The 20,289-nt window shown below is 62.6% G+C and carries 14 protein-coding genes and 1 pseudogene; 5 read left to right on the top strand and 10 right to left on the bottom strand.

The annotated features are described in order from the left end of the window. Positions 1–10: 10 nt before the first annotated feature. From cstA to entC, 6 genes are all read right to left on the bottom strand, one after another. Positions 11–2,116, bottom strand: coding sequence for a pyruvate/proton symporter CstA (gene cstA, locus WM95_RS06525; RefSeq protein ID WP_023310711.1), 2,106 nt, complete (start codon positions 2,114–2,116; stop codon positions 11–13). Between the two features lie 149 nt (positions 2,117–2,265). After that, the gene (gene entH, locus WM95_RS06520; protein ID WP_029740111.1) at positions 2,266–2,679 is read right to left on the bottom strand and encodes a proofreading thioesterase EntH; all 414 of its coding nucleotides are present in this window, start codon (positions 2,677–2,679) and stop codon (positions 2,266–2,268) included. Between the two features lies 1 nt (position 2,680). Further along, positions 2,681–3,436, bottom strand: coding sequence for a 2,3-dihydro-2,3-dihydroxybenzoate dehydrogenase EntA (gene entA, locus WM95_RS06515; protein WP_088544700.1), 756 nt, complete (start codon positions 3,434–3,436; stop codon positions 2,681–2,683). Beyond that, positions 3,433–4,287, bottom strand: a complete 855-nt coding sequence (locus WM95_RS06510; protein WP_088544699.1) for an isochorismatase — start codon at positions 4,285–4,287, stop codon at positions 3,433–3,435. Before WM95_RS06510 ends, entA begins: the two co-directional genes overlap by 4 nt. Before the next feature lie 10 nt (positions 4,288–4,297). Then, complete coding sequence (gene entE / locus WM95_RS06505; protein ID WP_063408637.1) at positions 4,298–5,908, bottom strand: (2,3-dihydroxybenzoyl)adenylate synthase EntE; 1,611 nt, start codon at positions 5,906–5,908, stop codon at positions 4,298–4,300. Positions 5,909–5,917: 9 nt separating this feature from the next. Continuing rightward, complete coding sequence (gene entC / locus WM95_RS06500; RefSeq protein ID WP_063408636.1) at positions 5,918–7,093, bottom strand: isochorismate synthase EntC; 1,176 nt, start codon at positions 7,091–7,093, stop codon at positions 5,918–5,920. Positions 7,094–7,281: 188 nt separating this feature from the next. On the opposite strand from entC, the gene fepB reads away from it, so the two are divergent. Beyond that, complete coding sequence (fepB, locus tag WM95_RS06495) at positions 7,282–8,241, top strand: Fe2+-enterobactin ABC transporter substrate-binding protein (RefSeq protein WP_063408635.1); 960 nt, start codon at positions 7,282–7,284, stop codon at positions 8,239–8,241. 46 nt (positions 8,242–8,287) lie between these two features. On the opposite strand, the gene entS is transcribed toward fepB, so the two are convergent. Further along, the gene (gene entS, locus WM95_RS06490; protein ID WP_063408634.1) at positions 8,288–9,535 is read right to left on the bottom strand and encodes an enterobactin transporter EntS; all 1,248 of its coding nucleotides are present in this window, start codon (positions 9,533–9,535) and stop codon (positions 8,288–8,290) included. A 108-nt stretch (positions 9,536–9,643) separates the two neighbouring features. Between entS and fepD the strand changes: the two genes are divergently transcribed. The 3 genes from fepD to fepC are packed head-to-tail and all read left to right on the top strand — an operon-like array spanning position 9,644 to position 12,434. Next, on the top strand, positions 9,644–10,648 hold the full coding sequence (gene fepD / locus WM95_RS06485; protein WP_063408633.1) for a Fe(3+)-siderophore ABC transporter permease: 1,005 nt from the start codon (positions 9,644–9,646) through the stop codon (positions 10,646–10,648). After that, positions 10,648–11,637 (top strand): iron-enterobactin ABC transporter permease, encoded by a 990-nt coding sequence (gene fepG, locus WM95_RS06480; RefSeq protein WP_072263169.1) that lies wholly within the window; start codon positions 10,648–10,650, stop codon positions 11,635–11,637. The genes fepD and fepG overlap by 1 nt, the downstream gene beginning before the upstream one ends. After that, positions 11,634–12,434 (top strand): iron-enterobactin ABC transporter ATP-binding protein, encoded by an 801-nt coding sequence (gene fepC, locus WM95_RS06475; RefSeq protein WP_088544698.1) that lies wholly within the window; start codon positions 11,634–11,636, stop codon positions 12,432–12,434. The genes fepG and fepC overlap by 4 nt, the downstream gene beginning before the upstream one ends. 108 nt (positions 12,435–12,542) lie before the next feature. Here fepC and entF read toward each other — a convergent pair. The 3 genes and pseudogenes from entF to fes form a co-directional block, all read right to left on the bottom strand. Further along, positions 12,543–16,389 (bottom strand): annotated as a pseudogene (gene entF / locus WM95_RS06470) (enterobactin non-ribosomal peptide synthetase EntF). Next, positions 16,386–16,598: an MbtH family protein gene (locus WM95_RS06465; protein ID WP_023310699.1), complete on the bottom strand. Its 213-nt coding sequence runs from the start codon at positions 16,596–16,598 to the stop codon at positions 16,386–16,388. The pseudogene entF and the gene WM95_RS06465 overlap by 4 nt, the downstream one beginning before the upstream one ends. Before the next feature lie 10 nt (positions 16,599–16,608). Next, positions 16,609–17,805 (bottom strand): enterochelin esterase, encoded by a 1,197-nt coding sequence (gene fes, locus WM95_RS06460; protein ID WP_063408923.1) that lies wholly within the window; start codon positions 17,803–17,805, stop codon positions 16,609–16,611. Positions 17,806–17,951: 146 nt separating this feature from the next. Between fes and WM95_RS06455 the strand changes: the two genes are divergently transcribed. Further along, the gene (locus WM95_RS06455; RefSeq protein WP_063408924.1) at positions 17,952–20,192 is read left to right on the top strand and encodes a TonB-dependent siderophore receptor; all 2,241 of its coding nucleotides are present in this window, start codon (positions 17,952–17,954) and stop codon (positions 20,190–20,192) included. The last annotated feature ends 97 nt before the right edge of the window (positions 20,193–20,289 follow it).

Here is a 20,289-nt window from a genome sequence, read left to right as displayed (position 1 = left end):
GGCACACAGGTTAGTGCGCCCCTTTCGCCTGGGTCACAATCTCTTCCAGGTTTTCAGGCATCGGCTCGTACGGCGTCTCTTTCGCCGTTGGCTTATCGTTTTTCAACGCCGCCAGCGCGGTTTTCAGAGAATACAACGCCAGCACCACGACCACCACCATAAAGAAGATGGTCAGCCCGGCGTCCAGACGATTGTTAAACACCAGCTGAGACAGCTGGGACTCGGTGTACTGCGCCGGGATCTTACCGCTGTCGATCATCGCCTGGAACTTGTTGGCGATCGCCAGGAAGCCCACCTTATTGTCCGGGCTGAAGGCCTTCTGCCAGCCCGCCGTCAGGGTACAGATCAGCAGCCACGCGGTTGGCACCAGTGCCACCCACGCGTAACGCTGGCGCTTCATCTTGAACAGCACCACCGCGCAGAGCATCAGCGCCATGCCCGCCAGCATCTGGTTGGCGATACCAAACAGCGGCCACAGGGTGTTAATCCCGCCCAGCGGATCGACCACGCCCTGGTGCAGGAAGTATCCCCACGCCAGCACGCACAGCGCCGTCGCCAGCAGGTTAGCCGGGAGCGAATCGGTACGCTTCAGGTTCGGGGAGATCACCCCCAGCAGGTCCTGCAGCATAAAGCGCGCCGCACGGGTACCCGCATCTACCGCCGTCAGGATAAACAGCGCCTCGAACAGGATGGCGAAGTGATACCAGAACGACACGTCCATCAGCCCGCCCAGCGCGCCGTGAAGAATATACGCCATGCCGACCGCCAGCGTCGGCGCCCCGCCCGCACGGGAGATAATCGACTGCTCGCCCACTTCACTGGCGATGCTCGTCAACGTATCAGGGGTAATCGCAAAGCCCCAGCCGCTCACTACCTGCGCGGCGGACGCCACCACGTCAACGGTACCAGCCGGTGCCAGTACCGCCATCGGGCTGTTCATCGCGAAATACACGCCCGGGTCGATGATGCAGGCAGAGACCAGCGCCATGATGGCGACAAAGGATTCCATCAGCATGCCGCCGTAGCCGATCAGGCAGGCCTGATTTTCATTCGCCAGCATCTTCGGCGTGGTGCCGGAAGCGATCAGCGCGTGGAAGCCCGACACCGCGCCGCAGGCGATGGTGATAAACAGGAACGGGAAGAGGTTACCGGTCCAGACCGGGCCGGTACCGTCAATGAATTTGGTTAACGCAGGCATGGTCAGGGTCGGACGCATAATCAGAATGCCGATCGCCAGCCCGACGATGGTGCCGATTTTCAGGAACGTAGAGAGATAGTCACGCGGAGCCAGCAGCAGCCATACCGGCAGCACCGCCGCCACAAAGCCATAGCCCACCAGCATCCAGGTCAGCTGGACGCCGGTAAAGTCGAAGAACGGCGCCCAGGTCGGGCTTTCCGCCACCCAGCCGCCGGAGATAATGGCGAACACCAGGAATACCAGGCCAATTACCGACACCTCACCAATGCGGCCCGGGCGCAGGTAGCGAATATAGATCCCCATAAACAGCGCCAGCGGAATGGTGAAGGCAACGGTATAGGTCCCCCACGGGCTGTGGGTCAGCGCTTTCACCACGATCATCGCCAGCACCGCGAGGATGATCACCATGATCATAAAGGTCGCCACCAGCGCAATTACCCCGGCGGTTGCCCCCATCTCCTCTTTCACCAGCTCACCCAGCGAACGCCCGTCGCGGCGGGTGGAGACGAACAGCACCATAAAGTCCTGCACCGCGCCCGCCAGCACCACGCCCGCGAGGATCCAGATCATACCCGGCAGGTAGCCCATCTGCGCCGCCAGCACCGGCCCTACCAGCGGGCCCGCTCCGGCAATCGCCGCAAAATGGTGACCGAACAGCACTTTTTTGTCGGTCGGCACGTAGTCCAGCCCGTCGTTATGGCGGACGGCAGGCGTCATGCGCGTAGCGTCAACGGCCAGAACGTTCTTGGCGATATAGCGGCCATAAAAACGGTACGCGATCAGATAAATGCAGACGGAGGCGACGACGATCCAGAGCGCATTGATCTGTTCCCCCCGGTTGAGGGCGATATAGCCCAGGGCAAAGGCTCCCACAACGGAGAGCCCTGCCCATATAAGGTATTTCCCTGAGTTGTTCATAGTTGTTGTCCGTTGTTGTGAAACAGTGAGATGTTACATTTTGTTTCTAGAACAACCGGAAAAATTTAACAACTTTGAAACGCAATAATGCGTGGTCAAACCAGAGATTTACACCACAGTGTTAAGCCGATCACTTTGATCTGCCTGGCTTAGCCCAACACCATCGTGCTCAGCCGACAGGTGCAGCACCGCCGCCCCTGCTCGTCGAATACCACAATCTCCCAGCTCTGGCTCGAACGCCCCAGATGCAGCGGCTGGCAAACGCCGCGCACTTTGCCGTGAGAGACCGCACGATGGTGCGTGGCGTTAAGCTCCGTCCCCACCACGCTCTGCCCGTCGCGGGTCATCAGAAAACCGGCCATCGACCCCAGCGTTTCCGCCAGCGCCGCCGACGCGCCGCCGTGCAGCAGGCCAAACGGCTGATGGGTGCGCGCATCCACCGGCATCTCCGCTTCCAGCGTGTCGTCACCGATACGGGTATAGACAATGCCGAGATGCGCCACCAGCGTATTCAGGCTGGTCGCGTTCAGCTCCTCGAGCGGTAAATGACGTTTCCAGATCATCTTACGCTCCCAGCGTGGAGCCGCCGTCCACCACGATATCCTGCAGGGTGATATGGCTGGCGGCATCGGATGCAAGGAACAGCACCGTGCTGGCAATCTCCTCCGGACGAGCTATTTTGCCCAGCGGAATGCCAAGCTTGAACTGCTCGCCAAAGCCGCGAATACGCTGCTGCTTCGCGTCGTCGCTTTTCCACAGGGTGCGCTGCATATCGGTGTCCGTTGAGCCCGGCGACACCAGGTTACAGCGCACGCCGCTGCCCGCCAGCTCCAGCCCGACGGTCATAGCCAGGCTTTTCAGCGCCGCCTTCGACGCGCCGTAGGCGCTCATGCCGATGCGCGGCGTGTGCGCCGCGTCGGACGCCACGGTGACTATCGCCCCGCCCTGCTGACGGCGGAACTGGCCCATCGTCAGCTGGAACAGGTTGAACGCGCCGCCGACGTTAACCGCGAAGGTCTGCTGCCAGTCCTCCTGCGAAAGCTGGTCCGTCGCCCCCATGCGCAGAATGCCCGCCGCGTTGACCAGCACGTCCAGCCGTTCAAGCGACGCCAGCGCACGCCCGCACACCTCATGCACCTGCGCGGCATCCGCCACGTCAAGGTTTTCAGTGGCGAACGGATAATCGCCCAGCGGAAACGCCAGATCGAAGCCGGTCACCCGTGCGCCCGCCTCCACAAACGCCAGCGCCGTCGCGTAGCCAATCCCCTTACCCGCGCCCGTCACCCAGACGGTTTTACCGGTGAAATCCAGCCCCATCACTTCACCTCGCGGGAGAGCAGCGCCCACCAGGCGTCGATTGTGGGATTTTTTGCCAGCATCACGAAGTCGATATCGCCGTGCACTTTGCGCCAGCGGGCGGCCAGCGCCATCATGCGCACCGAGTCCAGGCCGTAGTCGATCAGGTTTTCGTCATCCATCGGCTCGTCGGACTCGTCCAGCAGCTGCAGGATCAGCTCGCGCAGCGCGGCTTTGGTCGCCGGAACGGAAGGCAGCAGCTCGTTGGTCATGACCACGCGACCCGAACGTCCGGCCACGTATTTCAGCGACATCAGATGCTCGTCGCGGGTGAAATCCGCCAGCGCGTCGGCAATAAAGAACGGCTTGATGTCGCGCATAAAGGCGTCGGTGGCGGTGGTCATGCAGCCGATGTGGGCGTAGACGCCGGTAATCAGCAGCTGGTTGCGGCCCGTCTCTTTCAGCATCTGCTCCAGCGGCGAGCGGTGAAACGCGCTGTAGCGCCACTTCACCAGCACCGTGTCCGCTTCGTCCGGGGTCAGTTCACTTACAATGCGCTGCTGCTCCGGTGAGCGGGTCAGGCCCGGCCCCCACATGTCGTTCAGCAGGGCGCGGTCTTCGTCGCTCTGCTCTTTCGGCTGGGCGGTGTAGTAGACGGGAATATTGTGCGCTTTGCAGTAAGCGCGCAGTCTGGCGATATTCGCCACCACCTGCTGCATCATCGCGCTGTTTTCGCCCCAGAAGTTCAGGAAATACTCCTGCATATCGTGGATTAGCAGCGCGGCGCACTCAGGCTCGAACGCCCAGTTCACCTTGTTGGTCGGCAGATCTGCGGCGGTCGGCAGCGCGTAAGCGGTTAATTTTGGAATGGCCATACTCTGTTCCTCAGCCCCGGGCGCGTTCAGCAAGCCACAGGCGCAACTGTTTCTTATCGACTTTACCGACCGGCGTTAGCGGGAGCGCATCCACGCTCTCCACGCGGTCCGGCAGCTTGAATTCGGCAACGCCCTGCTCGCGCAGGAAGCGGCGCACCTCGACCGCGCGCAGGGGCTGTTTCACCACCAGATACGCGCAGCTTTTTTCGCCCAGCAGGCTGTCCTCCATGCTCACCAGCGCGGCGTGGATCACCGACTCGTGGCGCAGCAGCAGGTTTTCAATCTCTTCGGCGGCGATCTTCTCGCCGCCGCGGTTGATCTGATCTTTCTCGCGCCCCTGCACGGTGATGTAGCCCTGCTCGTCAATGGCAATCAGATCGCCGGAGCAGTAAAAGCCGTCGGCGTCAAAGGCGCTGGCGTTGTGTTCCGGGCTGTTGAAATAGCCGCGGAAGGTATACGGCCCGCGCGTCATCAGACGCCCAACCTCACCGCGCGGCAGCGGGTTTCCGTTCTCGTCCGCCACCCAAACTTCGTCGTCCGGGCACATCGGGCGGCCCTGGGTGTTGATGATGCGTTCCGGCGCGTCGTCGAGCGCGGTGTAGTTCACCAGCCCTTCCGCCATGCCGAACACCTGTTGAAGCTGGCAGCCGATTTCCGCCGGAATGCGCGCCGCGAGCGTGGCGGAGAGACGTGCGCCCCCCACCTGCAGCAGCCTGAGGGATTTAAGCTGCGCGCTTCCCGCGCCGTCGGCAATCGCCTGCAGCCAGAGGCTCACCGCCGGAGGAACCAGCGAGGTGACGTTAATCTGATGCCGTTCAATCAGCGGGAAGCAGAGCGTGGCGCTCGGATCGTTCGCCAGCACTACGCAGCCGCCCGCGGTGAAGACGCCTAACGATCCCGGCGAACTCATGGCGTAGTTATGCGCTGCGGGCAGCGCGTTCAGGTAACGCGTATCGGCGGTGATGCCGCAAATCTCGTTGCTGCGGCGAATGCTGTAGTCGTAATCGTTGTGCGTGCGCGGGATCAGCTTCGGCGTGCCGGTGCTACCGCCGGAAAGCTGGAAAAACGCCACTTCGTCGGCGGGCGTTGGGTTCGGGATGAAATTGTCCGCCGGACGCGCAATCGCCGCTTCCAGGGCGTGTTCGTCCTTATCGCCGCGCAGCAGCACGACGCGAACCGAGCGGTGCGCATCCACAAAGGTGTTAAGAAAATCATCGCCCGCAAACAGCCCGTGGTCGCGATCGGCAATCAGCGCGGCGGGTTTGATCTGCTCCGCGTAAGCGTTCAGCTCGCTGCGCTGATGGCTAAAGAGCGCGTTCACCGGCGCGACGCCGATTTGCAGCAGCGCGAAGAAAGTGATGTAGAACTCGGCCACGTTTCCGAGCTGCACCAGCGCCGTCTCGCCGCGCTGCAGCCCGCGCGCCTGAAGAGCGGACGCCAGATTGTTTACCGCCTGATTAAACGCGCGGTAGGTGATGTGCCGCTCGCCGTCGATAATCGCCACCGCATCGCTGTCCGCACGGTCCGTCAGGATGTGGGTCAGCGACAGATCCTGCCAGTAGCCTTTTTCACGGTAGCGGCGGGCGAATTCCTCAGGCCAGCGGGTAAAGGGAATAGTCATGAGCGTTCCTTAGTGCAGGCCAAACACGTTAAGCATGGTGGAGAGCTTCACGCCCGTCTCGCGCCACTCGCCCACCGGCGAGGAGGCCGGCACAATGCCCGCGCCGGCAAACAGGCGAACGGTGTTTTTATGCAGACGCGCGCAGCGGATGGTCACCACCCACTCGCCGTTGCCTTCGCTGTCGCACCAGCCGACGATGCCGCCGAACAGCTCGCGGTCGAACGGCTCCAGCTCGGCAATCAGCTCTTTTGCCGCCTGATGCGGGAAGCCGCTCAGGGCCGGGGTCGGGTGCAGCAGGCAGGCCAGCGTCAGGGCGTTTTCATTTTCACGCGCGTCACCTTCAACCGGCGTCGCCAGATGCCACAGCGTCGGCGTGGTGATGAGCTGCGGGGAAGACGGCATGCTCAGGTGGTGGCTGCGCGGTGCCAGAATGGCCTTCATCGCCTGGGTTACGAGATCGTGCTCGTGACGGTCTTTTTCGGAGGCGAGCAGCTTATTGCCCGCTTCGCGATCCAATACGTCGTCCGGCTGGCGGCGCGCAGAGCCTGCCAGCGGCAGCGAGCTAAAGTGCGCGCCCTCTTTACGCAGCAGCAGTTCGGGGCTGGCGCCGAGCAGCACGCCGCCGTCCTCCAGCGGCACGTGGAAGTTAAAGCTCGCCGGGTTCTGGGCGAGCAGCCGCTCCATCAGCGCACCGCTATCCATGTTTTTATCGGTGGCGATATCAATCAGGCGCGACAGCACTACCTTATTCACCTGCGGCGTGGCGGTGAGCGACGCGGCGCGCGCGACCATCTCTTCGAACACGGGCTGAGCGGGGATCTCGGTGCGCTGTTCCACCTTCAGCGCCTGCGCGCCGGAGAAATAGCGTGCGGACTGCTGACGCGCGGGACGGGAAAAGGTCTGCCAGCGCTGCGGAATAAACAGAGAAGATGGCTTGCGAGTATCGAACGGAATAGCCCCTACCATCACCGGGTGAGCGATGCCGCTGGCTTTCGCATTCCGGAAGGCCTGGGCTAATTTTTGCTGGAAGTGCCCCGCCGGATCGTCGCCGCAGACGGCGGGTTCAGAGAAGCGGGCAAAACAGCCTGAGGTTGTAAAACTGCGGTAAGGCGACATAAAGAAAAAGCTGTCTGATTGCAGCGTGGTCGCGGTGTGCTGAACTTCCTCAGCCAGGGACGTGTCCATATCATCCTCCTCAAAATGATAAAAGAAGCAATAATGATTATCATTTATATTTTCGTCGGCTAACCTAATCCCACATCGCTTCGCTGTCAACCGTCGGACAAATAACTTATGCGACAAAAGCTTGCATCCCTTCGCGGCAACCATGAAAATGAGAAGCATTATCTTCAAAAAAAACAGGATGTCGCGCTGTGAAATTCCCTGCCCTATTCCGTAATACCCTGCTTTTATCTGCACTTTTTGTTTTAGGACTTGCCTCAGCCGCTGCCGCCGACTGGCCGCGTCAGGTGACCGACAGCCGAGGCGTTCACACGCTTGAGAGCAAACCGACGCGCATTGTCTCCACCAGCGTGACCTTAACCGGCTCCCTGCTGGCGATTGACGCCCCGGTCGTCGCCAGCGGCGCCACCACGCCGAACAACCGCGTGGCGGATGCGCAGGGCTTTTTGCGCCAGTGGGGTGATATTGCGAAACAGCGCAAGGTTGCACGGCTGTACATCGGCGAGCCGAGCGCCGAAGCGGTCGCCGCGCAAATGCCGGATCTGATTTTGATCAGCGCTACCGGCGGGGATTCCGCGCTGGCGCTGTACGATCAGCTCTCCGCCATCGCCCCAACGCTTATCATCAACTACGACGACAAGAGCTGGCAGGAACTGCTGACCCAGCTGGGCACTATTACCGGGCAGGAAAAACAGGCCGCAGAGCGCATTGCCGCGTTTGATAAACAGCTCGCGCAGGTTAAAGAGCAGATGAAGCTGCCACCGCAGCCTGTCAACGCCATCGTCTATACCGCCGCCGCGCACAGCGCCAACCTGTGGACTGCGGAATCGGCGCAGGGCAAGCTGCTGCACCAGCTGGGCTTTACGCTGGCGGAGCTGCCCGCCGGACTGCACACCTCAAAAAGCCAGGGCAAACGCCACGACATCATTCAACTGGGCGGTGAAAATCTGGCGACGGGGCTGAACGGCAAAGGGCTGTTTGTGTTTGCCGGCGACCAGAAAGACGTGGATGCGATTTACGCCAACCCGCTGCTGGCGCATTTGCCGTCGGTGAAAAACAAACGGGTCTGGGCATTGGGAACGGAGACGTTCCGCCTGGATTATTACAGCGCGATGTTGGTGTTAGACAGATTGAATGCATTGTTTAAGTAGGCATTTCCCCTCCCTCTCCCTGTGGGAGAGGGCCGGGGTGAGGGCATCAGGCCGCCCCGTCGTTCAACACAACCTCCTGCCTGAACCGCCGCAACTCCACCAGCGCCACTAACAAAATCCCGCCAACCATCGCTAACGCAAACCCGCCGCAGCTCGCCGAGGCCGCCGGAGTCATCATCGCGCCCAGCCCGCCGAGGATCGCCGCGCCAATCGCATCACCCGTCACGTTCTGCGCCGTCCACAGGCCGTTAATGCGCCCGAGCATCCCTTCCGGCGTCTGGGTCTGGATCAGGGTGTACTGCAGCAGCGAGCTGATGGCGCTCAGCCAGCCGAAAATCACCAGACACAGCACCCCGAGAGCCCACACCGGCATCAGGCTGAAGAAGCCGATGGCGATAAACGAGGCCAGCGTGGCAAGCAGCATAATCAACCCCGGACGCGCGCTCTGCGCCAGGTTGCCGCTGGTCAGCGCCCCGCACGCCGCGCCGAGCGGAATGGCGGCGTACAGTAGACCAATCTCCGAGGCGCTCATCTGCCACGCTCCCGCTAATGCCGGGTAGAGCACGCGCACGGCGCTCGCCATGGTCAGCAGGCCGCCGAGCAGCGCAATCCCGCCAATCAGCGGGTTGCTGAACAGGAAACGAATCGCGACCATCAGCGATTTCAGCGGATGCTCGCGCGGCTGCGGCGGAGGCGGCAGCAGCGGCAGACGCAGCAGCGTCAGCGTGGTGATAAAGGTTCCCGCCGCCGCCAGCCCGTAGTTCCACGCCACGTTGCCGGTCGCCAGCAGCAGGCCGCCCACCATCGGCGAAATCACCGAGCCCAGACGCACGGTGAGCATGGTAATCGCCCCCGCCTGCATCAGGTTCTCGCGCCCGACCAGCGCGGGCGTTGCCGCCAGCAGCGCCGTCACGCCCAGCGAAGCGAAGAAACCGTCCCACAGCCCCAGCGCGTAAATGGCGATCAGCGACGGCTCCGGCAGCATCGCGTTCAGACACAGCCCGATAAAGCCCACGCCGCAGGTGCCGCGCGCCAGCAGGATCAGCTTTTTACGCTCGTAGCGGTCCGCCAGCACGCCGCCGACCATCAGGCCGATGAACATCGCCCCGCCGGTTAAGGTGACGGATAACCCCACCAGCCAGCTGGAGTGCGTCAGGGTCTGGATCTGTACCGGCACGGCCACGCCAAGCAGCCCGAGGGACAAAATGGAGATAAAGCGAGCGATAAAAACGGCGCGATACGCCGGGTGCGTTTTCAGCAGGCTGAGGTTGAGCAGCCAGGATTTTTGATTCATGACAAAGCCTTGAGTCTATTTCTACCCTTTCCATGGGCGCACATGCTAACATAGCCAAATAAGATAGATAACGATAATCACTATCATTATCAAATCATGGATGTTGCTATGTCGTTTTCCTCTTCTGCGGTGCGCGCCGTTGCCGTGCCCGCTTTACTGCTGCTCCTGAGCCTTGCGGCTGCACTCAGCCTGCTGGTCGGCGCGAAGCCGCTGCCCGCGTCCGTTATCGTTGATGCGCTCTCCGGCACCTGCCAGAGCGCCGACTGCGTCATCGTGCTCGACGCCCGACTGCCCCGCACGCTTGCCGGACTGCTGGCGGGTGGCGCGCTCGGCCTTGCCGGTGCCCTGATGCAAACCCTCACCCGTAACCCGCTGGCGGACCCCGGCATTCTCGGCGTTAACTCCGGCGCCAGCTTTGCCATCGTGCTCGGCGCGGCGCTGTTCGGGTTGACCTCACCCTCTGAACAGCTGGTGATGGCCTTCTGCGGCGCGCTGGCCGCCTCGCTGGTGGTCGCCTTTACCGGCAGCCAGGGCGGCGGGCAGCTGAGTCCGGTACGCCTGACCCTTGCGGGCGTGGCGCTCGCGGCGGTGCTGGAGGGCTTGTCCAACGGCATCGCCCTGCTCAACCCGGACGTCTACGACCAACTGCGCTTCTGGCAGGCCGGCTCGCTGGATATCCGCACCCTCGACACGCTTAAAGTGGTGGCGATCCCGGTCATTGTCGCTGCCGCCGTGGCGCTGTTTTTAAGCCGGTCGCTCAACAGCCTGAGCCTCGGCAGCGACACCGCGACCGCCCTCGGCAACCGCGTGGCGCGCACGCAGCTGATTGGTCTGTTCGCCATCACCGTACTGTGCGGCAGCGCGACCGCCGTGGTCGGCCCGATCGCCTTTATCGGCCTGATGATGCCGCACATGGCGCGCTGGCTGGTGGGGGCGGATCACCGCTGGTCGCTGCCGGTGACGCTGCTGGCGACCCCTGCCCTGCTGCTGTTTGCCGACGTGCTGGGCCGCCTGCTGGTGCCCGGCGAGCTGCGCGTCTCGGTGGTCAGCGCCTTTATCGGCGCGCCGGTGCTGATCTTCCTGGTTCGTCGTAAACGCGGAGGTGGCGCATGATGGCCCCGTCCCGTCGTTTACTGACCAGCGTCTCGCTGCTGCTTATCGCCATTCTGCTGCTGGCGGTCTGGAGCCTGCGCAGCGGCGCGGTGACGCTCGACTTTACTCAGGTCTTCAACGCCCTGCTCGGCAGCGCGCCGCGTAACATCACCATGGTGGTGACGGAGTGGCGACTGCCGCGCGTGGCGATGGCGATTCTGGTCGGTGCGGCGCTCGGCGTGAGCGGCGCAATATTCCAGTCGCTGATGCGCAACCCGCTGGGCAGCCCGGACGTGATGGGCCTCAACACCGGCGCCTGGAGCGGCGTGCTGGTGGCGATGGTGCTGTTCGGGCAACATCTGACGGCCATTACCTTTACGGCGATGGCGGGCGGCATTCTGACCTCGCTGCTTATCTGGGCCCTGGCCTGGCGCAACGGCATTGACACCTTCCGGCTGATCATTATCGGGATCGGCATCCGCGCGATGCTGATGGCGTTTAACACCTGGCTTTTACTGCAGGCCTCGCTGGAAACCGCGCTCTCCGCCGGGCTGTGGTACGCCGGTTCGCTCAACGGCCTGACGTGGGGCAAAATCTGGCCCGCCGCGCCGCTGATTTTGCTGATGTTTATCGGCGCGCTGCTGCTGGTGCGCCGTATGCGTCTGCTGGAGATGGGCGACGATAGCGCCTGCGCGCTGGGCGTGGGCGTCGAACGCTCGCGCCTGATGCTGATGCTGGTCGCCGTACTGCTGACCGCCGCCTCCACCGCGATTGCCGGGCCAATCTCGTTTATCGCCCTCGTGGCACCGCACATCGCCCGGCGACTTAGCGGCACGGCGCGCTGGGGATTAACCCAGGCGGCGCTGTGCGGCGCGCTGCTGCTATTGGCCGCCGATCTCTGCGCCCAGCGGCTGTTTATGCCTTATCAACTGCCGGTGGGCGTGGTGACCGTCAGCCTCGGCGGAATTTACCTCATCGTCTTGCTCGTTCAGGAGTCACGCAGGAAATGACAGATACCACCACCCGCTTGCGCGGCGAAAACCTCACCCTCGGCTACGGCAAAAAAATCATTGCCCGTGACTTATCCGTTGCCATTCCGGACGGCCACTTCACGGCCATTATCGGCCCGAACGGCTGCGGAAAATCGACCCTGCTGCGCACGCTGAGCCGCCTGATGACGCCGGCTGAAGGCAGCGTGTTTCTTGACGGGGAGCAGATCCAGCGCTTCGCCAGCAAGGAGGTGGCCAGACGCATCGGTCTGCTGGCGCAAAACGCCACCACGCCGGGAGACATCACGGTGCAGGAGCTGGTCTCGCGCGGACGCTATCCCCACCAGCCGCTATTTACCCGCTGGCGTAAAGAGGATGACGAGGCGGTGAACCGCGCGATGCAGGCGACGGGTATTACCGGGCTCGCCCAGCAGAGCGTGGACACCCTCTCCGGCGGACAGCGTCAGCGCGCGTGGATCGCGATGGTGCTGGCGCAGGAAACGTCGATCATGCTGCTGGACGAGCCGACGACCTGGCTCGACATCAGCCATCAGATTGACCTGCTGGAGCTGCTGAGCGAGCTGAACCGCGCGCGGGGGTACACCCTGGCGGCGGTGCTGCACGATTTAAACCAGGCGTGCCGCTACGCCACGCATCTGATTGCCTTGCGAGACGGTGAGATAGTGGCGCAGGGGGCGCCGAAAGAGATTGTGACGCCGGATCTGATTGAGCGGATCTACGGCATGCGCTGCATGATTATTGACGATCCGGTGGCGGGTATGCCGCTGGTGGTGCCGCTTGGAAAGCGTTCGGTCTGATGCCCTCACCCCGGTCCTCTCCCACAGGGAGAGGGAGCAAACCCAACAAACATCAACAACGGTTCCGTAGGCCGGGTAAGGCGCAGCCGCCACCCGGCGCTTTTGACGTTATCCCAGTATTTCCCTCAACACCGGCCCTATCTTCTCAAACGCCTGCCGTGAAATGATATCCACGTGGGCGCAGTCCTGGCTGTACACCTCAAGCTCCGCCACCCACGGCGCCCAGGCGACCTGCGGATCCATCGTTCGCGTCCGCTCGGCGACAAACAGCGTCGCTTTGCCGTCAAAGCGCGCGCTGTGCGCAGTGGTGAGCAGCCGCACCGCGTCGGCGTAGTTGCCCTCTATAGCGTTAAACAGCTCGCTGGAGCCCTGTCCCTGCTGGGCAGCAATAAACGCCTGACGCTCGCGCTCGATCTCCGCCAGCACTTCCGGGTCAAGGCCGTTGGCCTCTTTCTCCGACCAGTTCTGGGTTTCCGGCGGCCAGGTGTCCAGCAGGCCGAGGAAGGCCACCGCTTCTCCCTGCTCGCGCAGACGGGCCGCAATGCCCTGCGCCAGCGTGCCGCCGAGGGAATAGCCGAACAGATAATACGGCCCCTGCGGCTGCTGGTTACGCAGCGTAGCCAGGTGATGCTCAATGACCCCATCCAGATCAGCGCACTGCTGCATCGGACCGTCCGGACGCGGCGACTGAATACCGACAATAGACCAGCGCGGGCTGAGATAACGCGCCAGCACGCTAAACTGCCAGGCAAAGCCGGACGCCGGATGGAAGCAGAACAGCGTCGGCCCGTCGCTTTCGCGCAGCGGCAGAAGGGTTTCATACCCCAGTCGCTGCGCCTGCTCGTCGCTCATCTGCGAGTCCAGCAGCGCGCTGAGCTTGCTCACCGTGGAGGCGACCATAATCTGCCCCGGCGTAACCTTGCGCTCGAACGCGCGGCTAAGCTGCGCCGCCAGGCGCCGAGTGTCCGCCGAGGGAAAAGAAGTCGGCCTCAATGTCGTTGACCTCGCAGCCCAGCAGGGCAGAAAACGCCTGCGCGACAGCGATTTCGGATTCGCTTTCCGGCACGCGTCCGGAGGTTTTAGTCGTCAGCAGCGGCAGCGGCAGCGCCTTGCGGTCCAGCTTGCCGTTCGCGCTGAGCGGCAGCGCGCTGATTTGCAGCAGCACCACCGGCACCATATGCGGCGGCAGCTGCGCTTTGAGCGACGCCAGCAGCGCGTCGCGGTCCAGCGGTAAGCCGGATGCAGAAACCACGTACCCCACCAGCTGGCGGGCATCGCCGCCCGTTGCCGCCGCCTGATTGAACACGCAGGCGTGCGCCACGGCCTGGGCGACGTCCGGCAGCGACAGCATCGCCCGGTCGATTTCGCCCAGCTCGATGCGCTGGCCACGAATTTTTAGCTGGTCATCGCTGCGGCCGAGATATTCCACAGCGCCGTTGTCCAGCCAGCGGGCAACGTCGCCGGTGCGGTACATGCGCTCGCCGGGAGCGAACGGGTCGGCAATAAAGCGGCTGGCGGTGAGGTCCGGACGGCCCAAATACCCCTGCGCCAGCTGAATGCCGGTGAGATAAAGATCCCCCGCCACGCCGAACGGCACCGGGCGCATCATCGCGTCCAGAATGCGCAGTCCCGTATTCCACACCGGGAAGCCGATCGGCACGCTGTTGCCCTCAACCGCCGCCAGCTCGGGGCCATACGCCGGATACCAGCTGACGTCCACCGCCGCTTCGGTTGGGCCATACAGGTTGTGCAGCGGCGCATGGGTGAGCTGCTCCCACTCGCGGCACAGCTCGGTCGGCAGCGCTTCGCCGCTGCAGAACACCTGCTTTAGGGTTTTGCAGCACGCCACGTTTTCCGGCGTCAGCGACGCGACAAACGCCGCCAGCATCGACGGCACGAAGTGGGTGGTGGTCACGCCGTACCGGGCGAAGAAGCTCTGCATCGCCTGCGGATCGCGGTGCGCGTCCGGCTCTGCCATCACCAGCTTCGCCCCGGCGATAAAGGGCCACCAGAACTCCCATACCGACACGTCAAAGCTGCACGGCGTTTTCTGCGCCACCACGTCCGTCGCGTCCAGCGGGTAGTGGTCCTGCATCCACTTCAGGCGGTTAACGATGGCGGTATGGCCGACCATGACCCCTTTTGGACGCCCGGTCGAGCCGGAGGTAAAGATGATGTAGGCCGTCTGCTCCGGCTTGGCCAGCCGCAGCGGTTCAGCACCCGCGGCCGGTAACAGTGTGTTGTAACTAAACGTCTCGTCGGACAGATCGCTAAATCGCGGAAGCTGTTCGTCAGTGGTAATAAGCAGGGACGGCTTCGCGTCCTCGAGCATCATCCGCAGACGATCGTCCGGGTAGCCGGTATCCAGTGGCAGCCACGCGGCACCAGCCTCGACGATGCCGTGCAGCGCCAGCGTCAGGAACACCGAGCGCGGCAGGGCCACCGCCACGCTGTCGCCCGGCTTCACGCCGCGCGCGCGCAGCAGGTTTGCCAGCGCGACCACCTGCTCGCGCATCTCACGATAGCTGAGCTCAATATGCGCGTCCGCCAGCGCGGGGGCGTCCGGCGTTCTGCTCGCCTGCTCCGCGACCAGATCCGCGAGCGTGGTGGACGGCAGCGCCAGCCCGGTATCGTTGATGCGCGCGAGCTTTGCGTATTCCTGCTCTGAAACGGTTTCCACCTCGCCGCAGCGCAGGTCCGGATTGGCCGCAAACTGCACCAGCATCGCGTTCAGGCGCGCGACGTGACGCGTCAGCGTCGCCTCGTCGTAGCGCTGCTTATTGGCGAGGATCTCAATGCTCAGCCCACCCTGCTCGTCCGGGAACAGCGCCAGCTCAAGATCGTTTACCGGGCCGGTCGCCAGCGTGTGGGTGATGGCCTCCACGCCGTCGATATCCAGCTGATAATCAAACACCTTCACGTTCAGCACCGGGCCAAACAACGCTTCGTCGCCTGCGGCACGCCCGCTGTCGCGCACGATCTGCTCGGCGTCGTAGCGCTGGTGGCGGCGCATTTTTTTCAGCTGGTTGGCCAGGCGCAGCGCCAGCTCCGGCAGGCTCTCCTGCGGGTTGATATTCACCGCCTGCGGAAGCACATTGAGCACCGGCCCGGTCGCGGTGAGCGCGGCGGAGCCCATGCGGCGCATAAAGATAAACCCGGCGGCGTAGTCCAGCCGTCCGGTGAGGCGGCCCAGCCACAGCGCCACCAGCGCAAGGGCCAGATCGGTACGCTGCGCCTGTCCTGCCGCCTGCGCAAGCTGGCTGAAGGCGCGACCGTCGGCAGCGATTTTCAGGCGCAGGATATCGGTTGTGGCGGCGCGTCCCGGCAGCGGTGCGGAAGAGAGCGAGACCGGAGAAGGAAGCTGCCTGCGCTGCTCCGCCCAGAAGGCGCCGTCGCGCTGATACGCCTCGCTGCCGCGATAGCGCTGATACTCCTCCACCACTTCGGCAAATGGCGTAAACGGAGATGCGGGCGTCGGTTCACCCTCTTTCCACGCGGCGTAAATCGCGGCGATCTGGCGGGTAATGGCCGGGAAGCTGAAGCCATCCACCACCAGATGGTGATAGCGCTGATACCAGTACCAGTGGCTTTCCCCCACCTGAATCAGCTGGTGAAACGCCAGCGGCTGACCGCTGTCGACGCGCAGGTTCTGGTTAAGATCAGCCTCCATCAGCGCCACGGCGGCGGCGTGGTCGGCAACGCGAACGATGGACGGCTCCGGCAGAATGAGGGTGTCATCCACCCACTGCCACACCTCGCCGTTATCCTCGGCAAAACGCATTCGCAGGGTATCGGCCTGCATCATGCCCTCAGCGATGGCTTTTGCCAGCAATGGCGCGTCGATATCGCCTTTCAGTTCGGTGTAGTGCGCCACGCTCCAGGCGTTTGGCAGGGAGGACAGCTGTTCCGCCATCCAGATACCCGGCTGGGCGGCGACGAGAGGAAGACGTTTCATGCGCTCCCCTCCGCAAAATGGGACGGTTCAAGCGTGCGCCAGTTCCCGGCGAGCCACTGCTGGCACGCCTCCTGAGACTGCGCTTCGCACACCACGCGCCACCCCGCCGGCAGTTCGCACTGCTGCGGCCACAGGCTGTACTGCCCCTGGTCGTTTTGCAAAATGGCGAACTGTCCCTGCGGATTATCGAAAGGATTGCTGAATTCCATACAGACTCCGTTATTGAATAAGCGGCTGCCAGAGGGTCATTAGCCCCTGCGTCAGCCCACCGCGCCAGCAAAGCGCGTCGTGTCCGCCGTCAACCTGACGCCAGGTAACCTGCTGCGCGTGTAGTTCGGCATAAATCGCCTGATTGGCATTGAAAATCAGCGGTTCGTTGCGTCCGGCCTCGAGGACGATACGCAGCCCGCTCGCGGTTAGTTCATCTGCTCTGAGCTGTTCGATGAGGCGCCCTTCCTGCTGCCCGCCGCGGTGCGGCCACCAGTACGAGCCAGACTGGCTCAGCACGCAGCCAAACCGCTGCGGCCAGTTGAGGCCAGCATAAAGTGAAGAGAGTCCTCCAAAGCTCTGGCCCGCGACCACGGTACGGTCGGCGCGGTCGCTGAAGGGCGCGAGCTGTTTTACATGAGGGAGAAGTTCTTCCTGCACCGCCAGCCAGAAATCGCGGTTACAGGGCAATTCGCGGCTGCGATGTTCCATGTCGATCGCATCAATTAATACGTAGACCGCAGGCGGCAGTTTGCGCTCGGTGGTAAGCGACGCCAGCGCGGGCCAGACGGGCATACTTTCGGCCCAGAACTGCCCGTCGAGCAGCACCGCCAGCGGACGTTCCGGGCCGTCATCCCCGGTGGTGAAAATCCACACGCGGCGACGGTTGTTGAGACGCTCGCTGTTCCACTCAATGCAGACCGGCTGGTGATACTGCGTATCGGGACGGTCCCAGCCGGGCTGAACGGGCGCGTCCGGCATCTCAAGCGCCGAGACGGCATGACCGCGCCCGCCGCGCCAGCTCTGCGGATTCAGCGGGTCGGAAACCGCGTGCGGCAGCAGCCTGCGCCAGCCTTCGCGCAGCGCCATGCGGTCCGGCTGCTGGCCTTCAAACACGGTATCGGCAAAATCGTTTTCATTTACGGAGGGGATAAAACAGTAGCTGCCGCGCCATTCCGGGCTGAATTCGCCCTGCCACTGCCAGACGTCGGTATCCGGAATGCGTTCAAGAGATTGCGGGCGGGCATTCTGATGATGGTCGGTCACGCCGGTAACGTAGAGCCAGACGCGTTTGACCGATGAGGTTTTCTGCGTGCCTGCCGGATCCCGCCACCAGAAGGTGACGCGACAGTTCTCCTTCAGACGTTCCCATTCAGGTCCGTTTTTCGACTGCCACCACGCTTCACTTCCGGCTGTTAACGTCGTCACCCTTATAACCCCATGTTTAACAGACTTTTTTGTTTCAGAGCAAATTTTATTGATAATATTATTGATAACTATTTGCATTTGCAATAGCGTAATGCCCGCGCTGTGGGAAGCGCGCTCATTAAATAACCATAAAAGCGGGACGTACAATGAATAAGAAGATTCACTCTCTGGCCTTGCTGGTCAATTTAGGGATTTATGGTGTCGCGCTGCCCGCCGTGGCAGACGACAACACCGCCTCTGCGCAGCACGAAGACACTATGGTGATCACCGCCGCCGAGCAGAATTTACAGGCGCCGGGCGTGTCGACCATCACCGCCGACGAGATCCGCAAAAACCCGCCCGCGCGCGACGTGGCGGAAATCATCCGCACCATGCCGGGCGTTAACCTCACCGGGAACTCCACCAGCGGCCAGCGTGGAAACAACCGTCAGATTGACATTCGCGGCATGGGGCCGGAAAACACCCTGATCCTGATCGACGGCAAGCCGGTCACCAGCCGCAACTCTATTCGTCTGGGCTGGCGCGGCGAGCGTGACACCCGCGGCGATACCGGCTGGGTGCCGCCGGAGATGATCGAGCGCATCGAAGTGATCCGCGGTCCGGCCGCCGCGCGCTACGGCAACGGCGCGGCTGGCGGCGTGGTAAACATCATCACCAAAAAATTCGACGACCAGTGGCACGGCTCCTGGAACACCTACCTGAACGCGCCAGAGCACAAGGACGAAGGTTCCACCAAACGCACCAACTTCAGCCTGAGCGGCCCGCTGGGCGGCGATTTCAGCTTCCGCATGTTCGGTAACCTGGACAAAACCCAGGCCGACGCGTGGGACATCAACCAGGGCCACCAGTCCGATCGTACCGGTGCCTACGCCAACACCCTGCCGGCCGGCCGTGAGGGCGTGGAAAACAAAGACATCAACGGCGTGGTGCGCTGGGACTTCGCGCCCATGCAGTCCCTGGAGTTCGAAGCGGGCTACAGCCGCCAGAACAACCTCTACGCGGGCGACACGCAGAACACCAACAACGACAGCGCGCTGGTGAAGAAGAACTACGGTAAAGAAACTAACCGGATCTACCGCCAGAACTTCGCGGTGACCTGGAACGGCGGCTGGGATAACGGCATCACCACCAGCAGCTGGGCGCAGTACGAACACACCCGCAACTCCCGCCTGGGCGAAGGTCTGGCGGGCGGTACGGAAGGCTTGTTCAACAGCAATAAATTCACCGACACCGACCTGGCCGACGTGATGCTGCACAGCGAAATCAACCTGCCGATTGATTTCCTCGTCAACCAGAACCTGACGCTGGGCACCGAGTGGAACCAGCAGCGCATGAAGGACTCGACTTCGTTCACGCAAACCCTGCAGGGCGGCACTATTCCGGGCATGACAAACGACCGCAGCCCGTACACCTCGGCGGAGATTTTCTCCCTGTTCGCCGAAAACAACATGGAGCTGACCGACAGCACCATGCTGACCCCTGCCCTGCGCTTCGACCATCACACCATAGTCGGCAACAACTGGAGCCCGTCCCTGAACCTGTCGCAAGGTCTGGGGGATGACTTCACGCTGAAGATGGGTATCGCGCGCGCCTACAAAGCGCCGAGCCTGTACCAGACCAACCCGAACTACCTGCTCTACAGCAAAGGCCAGGGCTGCTACGCCAGCTCGGACGGCGTGGGCTGCTACATGATGGGCAACGATGACCTGAAAGCCGAAACCAGCATCAACAAAGAGATTGGTCTGGAGTGGAAGCGCGACGGCTGGCTGGCGGGCGTGACCTGGTTCCGAAACGACTATCGCGACAAGATTGAAGCGGGCTACGCGCCGATCGGTCATACCTCTTCCGGCAAAGTGCAGACGGATATCTACCAGTGGGAAAACGTACCGAAGGCGGTGGTCGAAGGGCTGGAAGGCTCCCTGAACGTGCCGGTCAGCGACACCATTAACTGGACCAACAATATTACATACATGCTGCAGAGCAAGAACAAGGAGACCGGCGATCGTCTGTCGATTATTCCGGAGTACACGCTGAACTCGACCCTGAGCTGGCAGGTTCATCAGGACGTGTCGCTCCAGTCGACCTTTACCTGGTACGGCAAGCAGCAGCCGAAGAAGTACAACTACAAAGGTCAGCCGGTGACCGGATCTGAGAAAGACGAAGTCAGCCCGTACAGCATCGTTGGCCTGAGCGCGACCTGGGATATGACCAAAAACGTTAGTCTGACCGGCGGCGTTGATAACGTCTTCGACAAACGCCAGTGGCGCGCGGGTAATGCCCAGACGACCGGAAATGCCACCACCGGTGCGTATATGTACGGTGCGGGAGCGTATACGTATAATGAGCCGGGCCGTACCTGGTACATGAGCGTGAATACGCGCTTCTAAGGTAAAAACAAAACGGCAACCCAGTTGCCGTTTTTAGTGTTTGCCCCCTCTCCCCATGGGAGAGGGCCGGGGTGAGGGCATCAGGCCGCACAATTCT

The organism is Enterobacter cloacae complex sp. ECNIH7 (assembly GCF_002208095.1).
In the GTDB taxonomy this organism is placed as follows: Bacteria; Pseudomonadota; Gammaproteobacteria; order Enterobacterales; family Enterobacteriaceae; genus Enterobacter; species Enterobacter cloacae_M.
The sequence above is the reverse complement of the archived record's forward strand: the minus strand, read 5'-3'. Positions and strand labels throughout refer to the sequence as shown.